We start from the raw sequence: 16,331 nt of genomic DNA on the forward strand, positions 1-16,331 counted from the left end.
GGGTGGGTGGTTGAGAGGCGTTGTGGGTGGGGCGGCGGGCGGTTATGGCTCGGAGCCAGGTGTAGAGACGGAGGGCGGGGCGGAGGGTTGTGGCTCGGGGTAGGTCGCGGGGGTGGATGGGGTGGCTGCCGGCGAAGATGAGTAGGGGTTGGAGCCAGAAGAGGAGCAGAGGGATCAGGCCCCAGATCGGGGCTACGCGGATTGCGCCGGCGAAGCCGGCTAGTTCGGTGAATTGGAAGAGCATCGCCACTGGGACGGGGACCTCTAGGGCGCGCAGGCAGGGTTTGCGCCAGCGGGCGTCGACTGGGCAGGCGGCCAGGCGGGGCGCGACCGCGAGTCCGGCGGTTCGGGGGGCGTGGCGCCGCAGGAGGCGTGTGAGCTGGATGAATTCGACGGGGTCTAGGCCGGAGGCGCCGGTGACCTCGGCTCGGCGGGCTAGGCCGCCGTCGACGACGAGCGCGTGGCCTGCGCTGAGGGCGCGGTTCTTGCGAAGGCGGCGCCTGGACACGCGGGCGGCCGGGTCCACGTAGCGGAAGAGCTCTATCGCGCCCTCGGTGTGGAGGTCGCCGGGGACCAGGTCCACCAGTTCGAGGCGGCGGCGCAGTGCGTGGGCGACGGCGGCGCGGCGGGTGTCGGCGTCTACGCGGACGCCCTGTGCACTCATCACCCGCCAGTCTTCGGACTCGGGTGGGCCGGCTGCTTCGAGGACGGGCAGCGCGCGGAGGCGGCGTCTGGTCCGGAGTGTTTTGGTGGCCAGGTCGTACAGCAGCAGCGACGCCAGCCAGGGGAAGGTCACAGCGCCTCTAGCCGGTCGGCGGCGGCGGTGGCCCCGCCCGCGGCGGCGAACGACGCCTGAACGCGCCGGGCGCCCTCCCGGTAGCTCGGCTCGTCGAGGACGGCGGAGATGGCGTCGCGCAGCTCCGGTACGCGGGCCCGCCCGAACCTGACGCGGATGCCGGCCCCGGCGGCCACGACCTGTTCGGCGATGATCGGCTGGTCGTCGCGGATGGGCGCGACTACCAGCGGCAGGGCGTGCGCCAGGGATTCGCAGACGGTGTTGTGCCCGCCGTGCGACACGACCGCGTCGAGGTGGGGCAGTAGGAGCAGCTGCGGGACGTATTCCTGGACGACTACGTGGGGCGGCGCAGGGGCGTCGTCGAGGAGTTCGGGTGGCGCGGCCAGGACGACCTGGACGTCGAGGTCCTGGGTGGCCTCGATCACGGCCGGGTAGAAGCGGGCTCCGGCCTGGCCGTTCAGCGTGCCGAGGGAGACCAGGATGCGGCGGCGGCCGGGGACCAGGCGTTCCCAGGGGAAGTCGGTCTCGGTGGTGGGGCGCGGGCCGAACGCGGGGCCGACGAAGACGTAGTGGTCGGGGAAGTTGCGATCGCCTACCAGGACTGATGTCGAGAAGATGATCACCAGGCGGTCGGAGAAGCGTGGGTCCCAGGCGGGGGCCGGGGTCCGGGCGTATTCGACCAGCAGCTCGCTGATCTGGTCTCGGACCCACTGGTCGATCTTGGGGAAGCCCTCGAAGGGGCGGGTGAATTCGGCGGAGGTGGTGGCGGACGTCGCCCACGGGAGGGCGTGCCGCTGCGCCACGATCGCACCGGCGAGCGCCTGCTGGTCGGCGATGACGACATCGGGGCGGAACGCGTCGACGGCCGCTTCGACGCCCGGGATCATGTCGCGGGCCAGTGGCACCAGCGCCTCTTCCCATAGGAACTTCAGGGCCGCGACGCCGCGCAAATGGCCCCAGCGGAGGTGGAGGGAGCCCAGGTCGCCGTCCTTGCCCGCCTCGTAGATGCGCGAACCGGCGGGCAGCAGCCAGCCGAGCACCTCGCCCGGACCGCACCACGCCACCTCGTGGCCGCGTACGGCGAGTTCCTTGGCGACCGCGATCGTGGGGTTCACGTGCCCGGCCAGCGGCGGGACCACGAACAGGAAGCGGCTCATGGCTGCCCGAGCCAGTCCAGGAGGAGGTCGCGGACCTCGGCGGTCGCCTCGCGCAGAACGGTGTGGGCCAGGCCCGGCAGAACGTGAACGGTGCAGTCGGGGATGTGCAGGCCGAGGTCACGGCCCGCGCCCGCCAGTTCCGAGTGCTCCCCGTACAGCGCCAGCACCGGGCAGCGCACCGACGTCAGCTCGGCCGGGCCGAACGGCGGGGTCGCGGCGAGATCGTCGATGAGCGTCGTGCCGTTCAGGAGCGCGTCGGCGGTGGCGGCCATCCGCGCCTCCTTGCGGGCGCCGAGGCGGCGCAGTTGCTCGGGTACGCGGTCGTGTTCGAGGCCGAGCGCGGCGACGGCGAGGGTGTCGCTCATCCGGTCGATCCAGTCGCCGGTGGCGTGCGCCTCGATGAGCGCGAGCCCGGCGACCAGGTCGGGGCGGTCCAGCGCGGCGCGCAGTGCGATCACGCCGCCGTAGCTGTTGCCGACCAGGTGAACGGGCCGGTCGATGCCGAGCACATCCAGTACGGCGACCAGGTCGGTGACCGCGTCGTGCACGTCGTAGCCGGTGGGCGGGCGCTCGGAACGGCCATGACCGCGCAGGTCGTACAGCACGGCCTCGGCGCCGGTCGCCGCCACCGGGCCCGCGAGCGTGTAGTAGAAGCTCGACAGGTTGTCCAGAACGAGGCCGTGCAGGAAGACGACGGCCGGCCCGTCGCCCGGGATGTGCTGGACATGGAAGCGCGTACCCCCGGCGAGCAGGTCAGGCACGGCTGCCCTCCAACGCGCCGTTCGAAGCCGGGTCCGGGGCCGACGCCGACGCCTGGTCCGGGGCCGACGCCGAGGCCAGGTCCGGGGCCGACGCCGAGGCCAGGTCCGACGCCAGGTCCGGCGCCGGGGCCAGGTCCGGGGCTTGCTCTGGGTCCGGGGCTTGCGCCGGGGCCAGGTCCGGCGCCGGGTCAAGGCCCGGGTCCAGGCTCGCGGCTATGTGGGAGGTCAGGTCGCCGAGCGTCATGCCCATGATCTCGTCGATGTCCATGCCGGCCAGGAACACCATGAAGTCGACGCGCTCGCCGTAGCGGAGCTGGAGGCGTTCGGCGAGCGCGACGAACTCGATGCTCTCCAGCGCCAGGTCGTCGTTGAACGAGGTGTCGTGCGTGAGCTCGCCGATCAGCAGGATCTCCTCGCCGACCACGTCGACGAGCATCTCGGCGATCTCGGCAAGGATGCCGTCGGGTGTCATCAGAGAGCCTCCAGGCCGTTCGGATCGTCCAGGTCGCAGCGGGCGACTGCGAGGTCGTCGTCGGAGCGTTCGAGCCGTACGCGGGCGCCCGCCACCGATAGGTCGTCGGCCACGCGGATCTCGGCGGGGAAGACCGGGCCGTCGCCGCGTGCCCAGCGGGCGTGCCGGACGGCGTCCTTGATCGCCATCCGGCCGAGCAGCCACGACTGCTGGGCGCGGGGCGTCAGCGCCTCGTACTCGGTCCGTTCGGCGGCGCCCAGGTAGCGGCGCATCACCAGTTCGCGGGACGCGGCGTCGGTCCAGCGGCGCTTGACCACGGTGGTCCCGTCCGGCTGCGGTTCGCCGATCGCGTGCGTCTCGGGGGTGAACTTCATGGGCCAGACGCGTTCGTCGGCGGCGAAGCGGCGGTACGCCCAGCCCTCGATCCGCGCCCACAGACGGCCGTTCGGCGCGCTCAGCTCGATGTCGCCGCGCACGATGTCGGCCTTGACCGAACGGATGCGAGCGCTGTGAACGAGGCGCGCGCCAGGCCTCGGATGCGGGCCGTACAGCTGAACGCGGTCGATCGAGACCGGGAAGACGAGCCGGTCGGTCGGGAGGCGCACCTGCATCCAGTGGCCGTAGAGCTGGCCCGCAGCGTCCAGGAGCGCACCGGGCGCCGGCAGCGCCTCCAGCTCGCCGCCGATGCCCTCCTCGGAGATCTCGCGAACGTCCCGTACACCCGCGAAGCCCGGGCCGTGGAACATCCAGCGGTCGTCGTACAGGCCTGCGGCGCTGACGGGCGGCGACTCTGCGCCGGCGAGCGCGGTGTGCCGAGGCTCGGGCGGCACGGGGTACGAGTCGCACAGCAGCACGTCGGCGGAGGCGAAGCCGGTGACGGTCACGCGGACGGTGTCCGGGGCGCGCCGGGTCGCGATGATGTCTGCGGTCGTGGCGGGCGCGACGGGCAGCCACCTCATCGCCCGTACGCCCGCGAAGCCCGCCACCACCTTGCCTGGGACGAGTTCGAGGGCGGCGCCGGCCATGACCTCCAGGAGCGTGGTCATCGGCACGACCGGGAAGCGGTCGGAGTCGTCGGGCCAGTCGTCCGGCTGCAGGTAGACACAGTGGTCGAGGACGTACGGCATCGTCGCCAGCGAGAACTCGCGGCGCGTGCGCGATTCGGCGCGTTCGGGCGCGACCGGCTCCTGCCAGGCGTCGACGACCGTACGGACAGCAGCGCTCATGTCGTCCAGCGCCGCGTCCAGGGACGCGAGCACGGGGTGGTCCCGCCGCACCGGCTGCCTCGGAGCGGCGGCCTGCGGCGTCCGGCCGTTGAGGGAGATGATCGGTGAGCCGAGGGCCAGGCGGACCTCGCGCTGCGGGACGCGGACGTTCATCGCCTCCCAGCGCGGCGAGGCGCCCTCGGTCCACAGGGCCGCCGCGACGCGCGGCAGCCCGGCCGCGTCGTCGGCGGCGACCGTCAGGTGGTCGTGGTCGCGGAGGGTGTCGTCGACGAAGCCGGGCAGGCCGCCGGGCCCGACCTGAACGAACGTCCGGACGCCCTCGGCGTACAGCCGTTCGGTGAGCGCACGGAACCGGACCGGCTCCAGGAGGTGGCGGATCACCAGCGCCCGCACGTCCTCCTCGGCGGCCGGGTAAGGCTCACCGGTGGTCGCCGACCACACCGGTACGGCCGGTGGCCGCAGCGGCAGCCGCGCAAAGGTGGCGCGGACCTGATCCAGGTAGGGCTCCCACATGGGCGTATGGAACCCGGAGCGGAACGGCAGCTCCTGGCCGAGCACCCCCTCGGCGGCAAGGCGCCGCAGCGCCTCGGCGACGTCGGCCGCCGGGCCGCAGATGACCGACTGATGCGGGCAGTTGTCATGCGAGACGACAACGTGCCCCGCGACTGCGGCGGCTTGGGCGGCGCCGCAGCCTACGGCGGCGTAGACGAGGTCGGGGACGTCGAGGGTGCCGGGGCGCAGGGAGTCGAGGAAGGCGTCGATGGCCTCGCGCGGGTACATGCCCGCGACCACCATGGCCGTCCATTCGCCGAGGCTGTGGCCGGCGAGCAGGTCGGGGCGGATGCCGATCCGTTCGAGCGCGGCGGTGAGGGAGCGGCCGGAGCCGATGTCGTCGACGGCCTGGCCCAGCAGTTCGCCGGTCCCCTCCAGCGCCAGGCCGGGGAAGAGGAACGCGGTCCGGCCGCCGAGCGGTTTCGGCGTGAACCACACGTCGCTGCGTCCGCGCCAGGGTTTGGCTCGGGCGACGACCTTGGCGGCCAGTTCCAGGCGGCGCGGCGTGGGGTCGAGGATCGCCAGGCGGCACGGGCCGTCGCCCGGGGTTCGGGAACGGTGCGTGTCGGCTAGGCGTTCGGCGACCTCGGCGGGCGTCTGGCCGGCGATGAGGAGGACGCGCGGCGGCTCGGTGACGCGGACGGCGGGGGTGAACGTCCCGGGCGGCTCCTCCAGCACGGCGTGCGCGTTGATGCCGCCGAATCCGAACGCGTTGACCCCGGCGCGGCGCGGCGTACCGGTGCTCTCCCAGGGTTCAGCGTCGAGGAGAGGCCGCATCCTGGTCGCCGCGAAGCCCTTGTGCGGGTCGTCCACGTGCAGGGTCGGCGGCAGGACGCGGTGGTGAACGGCCAGCGCGGCCTTGATGAGCCCGGCGATCCCGCTGGCCTGCATGGCGTGGCCGATGTTCGACTTGACGGTACCGAGCCCGATGGCCGCCGCGGTGGAGGTACGTGGGCCGAAGACTCGGGCGAGGGTGGCGAGCTCGGCGTCGTCGCCGACCGGGGTGCCGGTGCCGTGTGCCTCCAACAGACCCAGGGCGCCGGGCGCGGTCGGGTCGAGTCCGGCGGCTCGCCAGGCGCGTTCGAGGGCGCGGACCTGGCCGTCAACCAGTGGGCTCATCAGGCTGCTGGCGCGGCCGTCGCTGGCGGTCCCGGTGCCCCGGACCACCGCGTAGATCCGGTCGCCGTCGCGTTCGGCGTCGGCCAGGCGCTTGAGCAGCACCACGCCGGTGCCCTCGGAGATGAGCGTGCCGTCGGCGCGGCGGTCGAACGGGCGGATGCGCTGGCTGGGGCTGAGCGCGCGGAGCTGGGTGAACACCGACCAGAGCGTGGCGATGTGGGTGTGGTGGACCGCGCCCGCGACCATCACGTCGCAGCGGCCCGCGGCGAGTTCGGCGGCGGCCTGTTCGACGGCCAGCAGCGACGTCGCACAGGCCGCGTCGACGGTGTAGGCGGGGCCGCCGAAGTCGAGCCGGTTGGCGATGCGGGCGGCGGTGAAGCTCGGCACCAGCCCGATCGCCGCCTCCGGCCGGTCGGCGCCCAGGCCGTCCTGGAACGCGGCCCGGATCGCGGCGATCTTCTCCTCGCCCAGCTCGGGCGCGACGTCGCGGAGGGTGGCGGCGAGCTGGTGCGCGGTACGGACGCGCTGGTCGAGGCGGGCGGTGGCCACGCCCATGTAGCCGCCGCGGCCGAAGACGACGCCGATGCGGGAACGGTCGCCCGGCAGCCGGTCCTCGCCTCCGGCGTCCGCGATCGCCTCGGCGGTGACGCGCAGTGCCAGGAGCTGGTCGGGCTCGGTGGCGTCGACGACGTTCGGCATGACCCCGAAGCGGATCGGGTCGAACGAGGCGAGGTCGTCGATGAAGCCGCCGCGACGGCAGTAGAACCGGTCGGCTCCGTGCTCCTCGCCGGTGGGCGTGTAGTAGACGCCGGGGTCCCAGCGTTCGGGCGGCACGTCGGCGATCGCGTCCACGCCGTCCTCGACGGAACGCCAGAACTCCGCGGGGCCGGAGGCACGCGGGAAGAGCGCGCCGATGCCGACGATCGCCGCGTCGGTCGGCTTCACCGCTCGCCGTCCTCGGCGGGAGCGGTGATGACGACCTGCCGAGTGCCGAGTCCCGTTCCGGCGCTGAGCCCGGCGCCCAGTTCGGCGAGGAACGCGGCGACGGCGGCGTCCGGGTCCAGGAGCGAGATGCCGCGGCGGGCGTAGGCGCGTTCGAGTTCGGGCGTGACCATGCCGCCGCCCGCGCTGGCCCACGGACCCCAGTCGACGGCGAGGACGCGGCCGTTGAAGCGTCCGGACCAGGCGTGCGCGAAGGTGTCGAGGGCGTCGTTGGCGGCGGCGTAGTCGGCCTGGCCTCGGTTGCCGTAGACCCCGGCGACGCTGCCGAAGAACGCCAGGAACTTGACGTCGGTGCGCAGCGCGTCGGCCAGCGCGAGGGCTCCGTCCACCTTGGTGGAGAAGACCCGTTCGAACGACTCGGCGTCCTTGTCGGCGAGCAGCCGGTCCTCCAGGAGGCCGGCGCCGTGGATCACGCCGTCGAGGCGGCCGTGGCGCGCGTAGACGTCGTCGATGACGGCCCGTACGGCCGCCGCGTCGCGTACGTCGGCTACGTGGTAGGTCGCCCCGGGCAGCTCGGCGAGCGTGGCGCGGATCTCGCGGGCGGCGAGGATCCGCGCGATCGCCGCCTCGATCTCGGCGGGCGCGCGCATGCCCTGCTCGATGAGCGCGGTACGGAGCTCTGCTGCGTCGCCGTCGAGGGCCGGGCCGTCGAGGGCCGGGCCGTCGAGGGCCGCGCCGTCGAGGGCCGGGCCGTCCGGGGTCGGGCCGTCCAGGGTCGGGCCGTCCGGACTCGTACGGCCGACGAGCTCGATCTGGCAGCCGGTGGCGCGGGCGAGGCCGAGGGCGGTCCGTGCGGTGATGCCACGGGCTCCGCCGGTCACGAGCACGACCGATTCCGCGGTCAGCGGCGGCGGTCCGGTGTCTGAGGCCAGGGGCGCCCGAACGGGCTGGAGGGTGATGCGGGCGTTGTCGGCGGTGTGGGCGACGAAGACCGGGCCTTCGGCGTCGCAGAGTTCGGTGAGGAGCTGGCGGGCGGCGCGGTGCGGCTCGTCCTTCGGATCGACCTCGACGGCGCGGACGGCGACGTCGGGATACTCGATCGCCGCCGTACGGGCGAAGCCGCGCATGCCCGCGCCGGGGATCGGGTCGCCCGAGCTCGTGGCCAGGAGCAACTGCGTGACGCCGCCGGTGAGCGCGGCGCGCAGGCCCTCGAAGGCGGCGGGCAGGACGGGCGCCTGGCCGGGGCCGAGGCCGCTGAGGTCGATGAGCCCGTCGGCCGCCTCGACGTCGGTGACCTGAGCTCCGTGTTCCTCCAGGAGAACGGCCAGGTCGAGCGCCACGCCGTGCCCGTCCTCGACGATCGCGAACCGCCGCCCGGTCAGGTCGGCGGCCTCGGCGGCATCGGCGGGCGGGAGCGGAACGGGCTCGATGACGTGCCGGTCGATGGCGCCCGGCGCGTCTTCTCCACCTTCGATCCATTCGACGATGCCGCCGATGGTCTTGATGCGGACGACCTGCTCCACCAGTGACTCGTCCAGCGCGGTACCGGGAGCGGACAGGCCGAGCCGGTCGGCCAGCTCCCCGATGATCTCGACGCGCTTGATCGAGTCGATGGACAGGTCGGCCTCCAGGTCGAGCCCGGGGTCGAGCATGTCGCGCGGATATCCGGTCCGGCCGCCGATGATGTCGAGGACCGCCTCCATCGCGTTCACCGGCACCGGCGCCGACGCCACGGCCCCGTCGGGCTCCTGCTCGGGTTCCAGCTGGTAGACGACGGGGTCCTGGATCGGCGCGGCAGGAGGCACGTTCGTGCCGAGGTAGCCGAGCATGACGTCGCGTTGCGCGGCGGCCATCTCGCGTGAGGCCCGCAGGTATTCGAGGACCGTCGAGTCGCGGTCGGCCGCAACCGCGGCTGGAGCTGCCGCGATCCGGCGCGCGGGGCACAGGCCTCCGGACAGGTACTCGCCGTCGGCCGTACGGACGAGATGGCCGTTCACCAGCCAGCCCGGCCTGCGTTCGGGGATCTCGGCGGCCGGGATGGCGCGGCCCCCGAAGAGCGGCCCGGCGTCGACCGGGAGACCGGCGACGGCCAGCTCGGCGAGGGCGGTGAGCAGCCGCGTCAGCCCGTGCTCGCCGGGCACGTCGCACGCCACCGCCGTGTGCGGGCGGTCGCCGAGGATCTTGCCGACGAGGCCGGTGAGGACCCTGCCGGGCCCTGTCTCGACGAAGACGCGCGTGCCCGCCTCGTACATCGCCTCGATCTGCTCGGCGAAGCGGACCGGCTCGGCCACCTGCCGGGCGAGCAGTTCCCGCAACGCGTCAGGCTCGGCGGGATAGGCGGCGGCCGTGGTGTTGGACCAGACCGGGAACGCCGGGCTGCCGACGTCTGCGGCGTCGAGGCGTTCGCGGAACGTGCCGGACGCGGCGGCGACCACGGTGCTGTGGAACGCGCAGGCGACCGGGATCGGCTCGGCCTGGATTCCGGCGGCGCGCAGGGACTCGACGGCCCGTTCGACCGCGTCCGTCGGGCCTGAGATGACGCACTGCCGAGGCGCGTTGTGGTTGGCGATCACAACGGACGGGTCGTTCAACCGCGCGCGGACGTCGTCGGCGGTGGCCTTGACCGCGGCCATCGTTCCGGGATCGCCGTCGGCGGCGGCGAGGATCGCGTCCGCGCGTTCGGTGCTGAGGCGCAGGAGCGTGGCGGTGTCGAACGTGCCCGCGGCCCAGAGCGCGGCGAGTTCGCCGTAGCTGTGCCCGGCGGCGAGGTCGGGCCGGACGCCGAGCGCGTCGAGGAGCCGGTGCAGCGCGATCCCGGCGACGCCGAGCGCGGGCTGGGCGACGCGGGTGTCGGTGATGGCGTCGCGTTGCGCGACGCGCTGTTCGGGGGTGAACGCGGCGGGCGGGAACATCGCCGCCGCGATCCGTTCATCGACCCGGTCATCGAGCACTGTCCGCAGCCAGGGGAAGGCGATCAGCAGGTCGGCGAGCATGCCGGGCCGCTGGCTGCCCTGCCCCGGGAAGAGGAACGCGACCTTCTCAGGGGCGGACGGCTCAGCGAGCGTGACGGCCGGGAGCCGGGCGGCCAGCTCGTCGAGGTCGGTCGCGACGATGGCCGCACGCGCGGGGCCCGGCGTCCGTTCGCGATGCGCCGCCGCAGCCAGCGAGCGGAGCGGCAACGGGCGCCCCGCCGCGTCGTTCGACCTTATGAGCGCCGCGAGTCGAGCCAGATCGTCATCGGCGCCGAAGAGGAAGAGCTCAGCGGGCCATTCATCCAGACCATGAGCGGGCTCGGGGCCGCCGTCGTAGCCGGTGAGGACGGCGTGGAAGTTCGTACCGCCGAAGCCGAACGCGCTGACTCCGGCGACGCGACCGGCGGCGGGAGCCGTCCAGGGCCGGGCTTCGCCGTCGAAGAAGAACGGGCTGGCGTCCGGCTCCCAGTAGGCGTTCGGCTCGCGCAGGTGCAGGGTCGGCGGCCGTACTCCGGCGTGCACCGCCCGCGCGGCCTTGATCAGCCCGGCCAGGCCCGCGGCGCACTTGGTGTGGCCGATCTGCGACTTCACCGAGCCGAGCGACGCGCTGCCCGGGGCGGCACCGGACTCGCCGAAGACGCCGGTCAGGGTGGCCAGTTCGGTCCGGTCGCCGACGACCGTTCCGGTGCCGTGCGCCTCGACCAGCCCGACCTCGGCAGGGTCGATCGCGGCGCGTTCGTAGGCGCGTTCCAGCGCGAGCCGCTGGCCCTCGGGACGGGGCGCGGTGAGGCCGAGCGAGCGGCCGTCGCTGGAGCCCGCGACGGCCTTGATGACCGCGTAGATCCGGTCGCCGTCGCGTTCGGCGTCCGCGAGCCGCTTCAGCACGACGCACGCGACGCCCTCGCCGAGCGCGATCCCGTCGGCGCCGGAGTCGAACGTCGCGCACCGGCCGCTCGGCGACAGTGCGTGCACCGACGAGAACATCAGGAAGTCGTTGATGCCGTTGTGCACGTCGGCGCCGCCGCACAGCACCATGTCGCTGGACCCGGTGGTCAGCTCCTTGCAGGCCAGGTCGACGGCGGCGAGGGACGCGGCGCAGGCGGCGTCGACGGTGTAGTTCACGCCGCCGAGGTCCAGGCGGTTGGCGATGCGGCCCGCGATCACGTTGGCCAGCACGCCGGGGAAGGAGTCCTCGGTCAGGCTCGGCAGCTGCCGGTCCAGGTCGGCGGGCAGTTCGCCGTGGTAGGCGGGGTAAAGCGAGCGGAACCCGTACGCCCCGGCCAGGTCCGTTCCGGCCTCCGCGCCGAAGATCACCGAGCAGCGGGCGCGGTCGAACGGCCGGGTGGCGTAGCCCGCGTCGCCGAGCGCCTTGGCCGCCACGTCCAGGGCGAGGAGCTGCACCGGTTCGATGCTGGCGAGCGAGGCGGGCGGGATGCCGTACGCGAGGGCGTCGAACGGGATCGGCGGCAGGAACCCGCCCCACTTGGACGGCGTGCGGTCCCCGGCGAGTTCGGGGTCGGGATCGTAGAAGGTGTCGGCGTCCCAGCGCTCGGCCGGAACCTCCCGTACGGCGTCGGTGCCGGAGACGACGTTGCGCCAGAAGCCCGCGAGGTCGGCGGCGTCGGGATAGACGCAGGCCATGCCGACGATGGCGACGTCCAGGGGCTCAGGTCGGTGCTGCGGCCGCGCGGGCTCGAAGTCTTGCGCGCGGGCGGCGAGATGGTCCGCCGAGCCCTGGGTGACCTGGGCGTGCAGATCGGCGATGGTGGTGGTCGTGGCGTGCAGGGAGGCGACGTCGCCGAGCATGAACATGCCCTGCTCGCGCTGCTCTTCCTCTGGCACGCGTTCCAGCACGTTGTCTGGCCCGCGTTCCAGCACGTTGCCGGGGCGGCGCAGACCCTTGCTGGCGATGCGGAGGCGGCCGAGGTTGAGCTGTTCCAGCTCGGCCCACATGTCGCGGCGTTCCGCGCCCTGTTCGGCGAGGCGGTCCCGGGTGTGGGCGAACGTGGTGACGTAGGGGGTGTCGGCGCAGCGGGTGGCGTGGCCGGGCGAGGTTTCCAGCAGGGTGGTCCGGGAGCATTCCAACGCGGCCTGTTGGTAGCCGGGCTGGATGGCGCCTGCCGCGACGGCCTCTTCGGTGAACAGGTAGGCCGTTCCCATGAGCACCCCCACCGAGGCCCCGCGTGCCGCAAGGGGTGCTGCGGCGGCTGCGACCATGGCGGCGGAGCGAGCGTCGTGAACGCCTCCCGCGAAGAGCAGGTCCAGCTCGGCAGGGGCGACTCCCTCGTCCGCAAGGACGCTGAGCTGTGCCTCCCACAAAGGCAGGCTTGCCCGCGGCCCGACGTGCCCTCCGCATTCCATTCCCTCGAAGACGAAGCGTCGCGCGCCCTCCGCGACGAATCGCTTGAGCAGGCCCGGGGACGGCACATGCAGATAGGTGCGGATGCCCGCCTCTTCCAGAGGCGCGGCCTGCGCAGGCCTGCCGCCCGCTATCAGCGCGAACGGAGGCCTTACCCGGGTGATGGCGTCCAGCTGTTCGGCGCGCAGTTCAGCAGGGACGAAGCCGAGAACGCCGACGCCCCAGTCCAGGTCTCCCAGGCGTTCGGCCGTCTCCAGAAGCAGCCGGTGGACCTCATCGCCTCGCATGAGCGCCAGCGCCAGAAAGGGCAGGCCACCCTCCTTCGCCACCTGCTCGGCAAAGGCCGCCTGGTCGCTGACCCGCGTCATCGGCCCCTGGGCCACGTTCAGCCGTACGGCAGGGGCCTCGGCCACACCGGCGAGGATCGCCTCCCGGACGGCCTGGATCACCCCGCCCGTGGTGGCGTACCGGTCGGCGAGCGGCGCGGCGAACGCACCCTCCTGGCCGATCGGCAGCGGCGCGGGCAGACCCGGCCGCGTGAACACCCTGCGGCCATGCGTAAGGCTCGGCTCGCTGCCGTCCATGGCCCGGATCGCTGCGGAGACCGCAGCAGGCAGGACGGAGCGGGACTCGGTGGTGAGGGCGAGCTGTGCGTCGAGGACGACCCCGGCCGCTCCCCCGGCGACGACGCCCGCCGCCGTGTGCGGGCCGATGCCGCCCGCCGCCCAGACCGGCACGCCGGGCTCGGCCGCCAGCACGTGCTGGAGCAGCATGAACGTGGTGAGATCCCCGACGCGCCCGCCGCCCTCGTTCCCCCGCACGATCAGCCCGGCGGCGCCGTCCGCGATCGCCTGGGCGGCCTGCGCGGTGTCCCTGACCTCGACCAGGACCCGTCGCCGCCCGCCGTCCGACCACAGCCCGATCCCCTCGGGAACGGCGACCATCACGGTGTCGACCTCGTCCGGGAGCGCGGACGGCGTCAGCGGGCAGCCGTCGGGGACGCGCACCGCGTACGGGCGGCGCAACCACGCGCCGAGCTCGGCCGCCGCGGACCGCGCGGCACCCTCGTCGCGGCCGAGGTCCAGGACCCCGAGCGCGCCGGCGCGGATCGCCGCCGCCGCCAGCCGGGGGTTCGGCTCGTCGAAGGGGGTGACCGCGATGATGAGCTCGCGGCCGGCCGGCGGAGAGGTCACGGGGGTCCTCCTTAAGCATGCGGCGCACCCCGAGGCGGGAAAAAATTCGGTATCGGCGGGGCGGGACGCACAAATCCGTCACGTCGCGCAGAATCGTCAGGGCTGGATAAAGGGCGTGTCAACAGCCCCTTTCAGCGGCCGGACTGGCGCTGTTGACAGCTGTGACCTGGGGTTTTGTGAGATCTCATGCTCGTGCGGCATGCGCCGGATACCGAGGGGGTCTCGACCGGGGCCCATGTGACCGGCCAGTACGCCCGGTGCAGGATTTCCCGCCCATACCTATTCGGCATGGGACCCATACCAATTCGATCATGTGTCCTCTTCACGGCCTCGTGGAACTGTGAGCATGTGGGGAACGGGCGCCAACGAGTGGTCCAACACCGGTGACAAGCGCTTGCTTGCCGGTTACGTTCCACGCATGACTCTCCAGCAGCTGCGGTATCTCATCGCGGTGGCGGACCACGGGAGCATCACGGCCGCGGCGGCGGCGGTCTTCGTCGCGCAGCCCGCGCTGTCCCGCGCCATCCGGGCCCTGGAGCGCGAGCTGAACGTCGAGCTCCTCGCCCGGGACGGACGCGGCGTCGCCTTCACGTCCGAAGGCACGCGTGTGGCCCGGCTCGCCCGCACGATCCTGGCCACCGTGGACGCCATCGAGGACGTCGGCCGCGCCGGCGGCACCCGCCACCTCGAAGAGCTGCGCCTGGTCACCACCCCGACCCTCGCCATCGACCTCGAGGCCGTCACCATCCCCGCGTTCACCGACGCCCACCCGGGCATCAGCGTGGACGTGCGGCGCTGCGACGGCCGTGAACTGCTCGTCCAGACCCTGTGCAAGGGCCACGCCGAGCTCGGCCTCGTCGACCTTCCGGTCGACGAGCAGCTGAAGGCCCACCGGGTCCAGGACCGCGAGGTGGTCCTGGTCTCACCGCCCGGCACCCCGCTCCCGCCCGAGGTCCCCATGCGGCTGATGGACGGCCTCCCGATGATCCTCGCCAACCGCGGCACCGGCCGCCGCACCGAGCAGGAGGCGATGTTCGCGCTGCTCGGCATCAGGCCGGTCGCCGCGCTGGAGTCCGACCAGCGCATCGCCTGGGTGTCGGCGGTCCTGGAGGGCGTCGGCTCGCTGATCTGGTACCGCGACATGGCCGAGCGCACGTTCGGCACCCGCGTGGAGATCCGCTCGTTCGACCCGCCGCTCATCCGCACGGTCGGCCTGGTCCACCAGCGCGGCACGCTCAGCCGGGCCGCGCGCTCCTTCCTGCTGTACGCCCGCCAGAACACCCCCACCCGCCACCGGCCGCTGGTGCCGGCCCCCCGCTCCCCGCTGAACGGCCCAGGTCGCATGCCGTCGACGACATCACCCCATACCGCCTAGGCATCAAGCGCTTGGTTGGCAGTCGCACCCGGGGCCGCCACATTGGCAGCATGTTCCGAACCCTTCACCCCGCGACCCGCGCGACCTGCCTGACCACCGCCGCCTGCGCCACCGCCAGCGCCGCCGCCCTGGCGGCCGCGGCGTTCACCCCGCCGCCCGCAGGTGCAGCCACCGCGGCCGCGGGTGCGCCTACCGGCACCCGCGCCGCCTGGCCCGCCGCCTTGCCCGCCGCCGCGACGGCCGGTGCGCGCGCTGGAACGCACGCCACCACTCATGCCGCCTTGCCCGCTGGTGCGGCTGTCGCCGCGGCTGCGCCGCCTGAGAAGAAGTTCACGCTGCCGTCGGGGCTGACCGAGATCAGCGGGCTGGCGATGAGCGCGCGGTTCCCCGGTGTCGTCTACGCGCACAACGACAGCGGGAACAGCGCCGACATCTTCGCCATCGACACCGCGACCGGGCAGCTCAAGGCCAAGCTGAGCCTGTCGGGCGCGCCCAACACCGACTGGGAGGCCATCGCCGTCGGCAAGGACGAGACGGGCCGGTCGTCCATCTACGTCGGCGACATCGGCAACAACTTCGGCAACCGCGACCCGATCGTCTACCGGCTGCCCGAGCCGGACACGCTCGCGAACGCGACGCTGCCCGCCACGAAGTTCCAGTTGAAGTTCGCCGACGGCGCCAAGGACGCCGAGTCGATGCCGCTCGACCCGGCGACCGGGCAGCTGTACGTGGCCAGCAAGAACTACACCGGCGACGGCAGGCTCTACACGGCGCCCGACCCGCTGAACGCCGGGCAGACCAACACGCTCACCGACACCGGCAGGCCCGCACCCAAGTTCGCCACCGACGGCGCGTTCTCCCCCGACGGCAAGGCCTACGCGCTGCGCAGCGGCGGCCCGCTCGGCGAGAACTCGGCCTGGTTCTACGACGCGACCGGCAAGCAGCTCGCCAAGGTCGCGCTGCCGAGCCAGGGGCAGGGCGAGGCCATCACCTACTACGACACGGCCTCCGTGCTGGTGGCCTCGGAGAACGAGACGCAGGTCTGGCTCGTTCACCTGCCGCCGGAGGCGATCCCGGGCTCCGGCACCCCGCCGCCGGGCGGCGACGCACCCACGGTCACCGGCCCGGGCGACCAGTCCACCGCGTTCAACAAGGCCGTGAACCTGCAGATCAAGGCGAGCGGCGGCACCGGCGCGCTCACCTACAAGGCCGACGGCCTGCCGTTCGGACTGTCGATGAGCGCGAGCGGCCTCGTCACCGGCAAGCCCTGGCAGGTCGGCACGTTCACCGTGAAGGTCACCGCCACCGACACCACGGGCAAGAGCGGCAGCGTCGGCTTCATGTGGACTGTCAGCTGGTTCTAACGGGTTCTGCTGGTCTGCCGGTCCTACTTCTTCTCAAGACGAG

8 protein-coding genes are annotated in these 16,331 nt (G+C 73.2%); 2 read left to right on the forward strand and 6 right to left on the reverse strand.

The window, feature by feature from the left end; all coding sequences use genetic code 11:
* The 6 genes from J4573_RS52650 to J4573_RS52675 form a co-directional block, all read right to left on the reverse strand.
* A partial coding sequence (locus J4573_RS52650) for a hypothetical protein (protein ID WP_372443057.1) occupies positions 1–796 on the reverse strand: 796 nt, incomplete at its 3' end.
* The gene (locus J4573_RS52655) at positions 793–1,953 is read right to left on the reverse strand and encodes a glycosyltransferase (RefSeq protein WP_208264051.1); all 1,161 of its coding nucleotides are present in this window, start codon (positions 1,951–1,953) and stop codon (positions 793–795) included. The genes J4573_RS52655 and J4573_RS52650, both read right to left, overlap by 4 nt.
* On the reverse strand, positions 1,950–2,714 hold the full coding sequence (locus J4573_RS52660; protein WP_208264052.1) for an alpha/beta fold hydrolase: 765 nt from the start codon (positions 2,712–2,714) through the stop codon (positions 1,950–1,952). Before J4573_RS52660 ends, J4573_RS52655 begins: the two co-directional genes overlap by 4 nt.
* Positions 2,707–3,186, reverse strand: coding sequence for a hypothetical protein (locus J4573_RS52665; RefSeq protein ID WP_208264053.1), 480 nt, complete (start codon positions 3,184–3,186; stop codon positions 2,707–2,709). Before J4573_RS52665 ends, J4573_RS52660 begins: the two co-directional genes overlap by 8 nt.
* A complete protein-coding gene (locus tag J4573_RS56540) occupies positions 3,186–7,028 on the reverse strand; it encodes a beta-ketoacyl synthase N-terminal-like domain-containing protein (RefSeq protein WP_208264054.1) in 3,843 nt (1,280 codons plus the stop codon). The genes J4573_RS52665 and J4573_RS56540 overlap by 1 nt, the downstream gene beginning before the upstream one ends.
* On the reverse strand, positions 7,025–13,549 hold the full coding sequence (locus J4573_RS52675) for a type I polyketide synthase (protein ID WP_208264055.1): 6,525 nt from the start codon (positions 13,547–13,549) through the stop codon (positions 7,025–7,027). The genes J4573_RS56540 and J4573_RS52675 overlap by 4 nt, the downstream gene beginning before the upstream one ends.
* A gap of 418 nt (positions 13,550–13,967) precedes the next feature.
* On the opposite strand from J4573_RS52675, the gene J4573_RS52680 reads away from it, so the two are divergent.
* Together J4573_RS52680 and J4573_RS52685 are read left to right on the forward strand one after the other, a co-directional pair.
* Positions 13,968–14,924, forward strand: coding sequence for a LysR family transcriptional regulator (locus J4573_RS52680; RefSeq protein ID WP_208264056.1), 957 nt, complete (start codon positions 13,968–13,970; stop codon positions 14,922–14,924).
* Positions 14,925–14,974: 50 nt separating this feature from the next.
* The gene (locus tag J4573_RS52685; protein WP_208264057.1) at positions 14,975–16,288 is read left to right on the forward strand and encodes an Ig domain-containing protein; all 1,314 of its coding nucleotides are present in this window, start codon (positions 14,975–14,977) and stop codon (positions 16,286–16,288) included.
* Positions 16,289–16,331: the final 43 nt, after the last annotated feature.

Source organism: Actinomadura barringtoniae (assembly GCF_017573505.1).
Lineage (GTDB): Bacteria > Actinomycetota > Actinomycetes > Streptosporangiales > Streptosporangiaceae > Spirillospora > Spirillospora barringtoniae.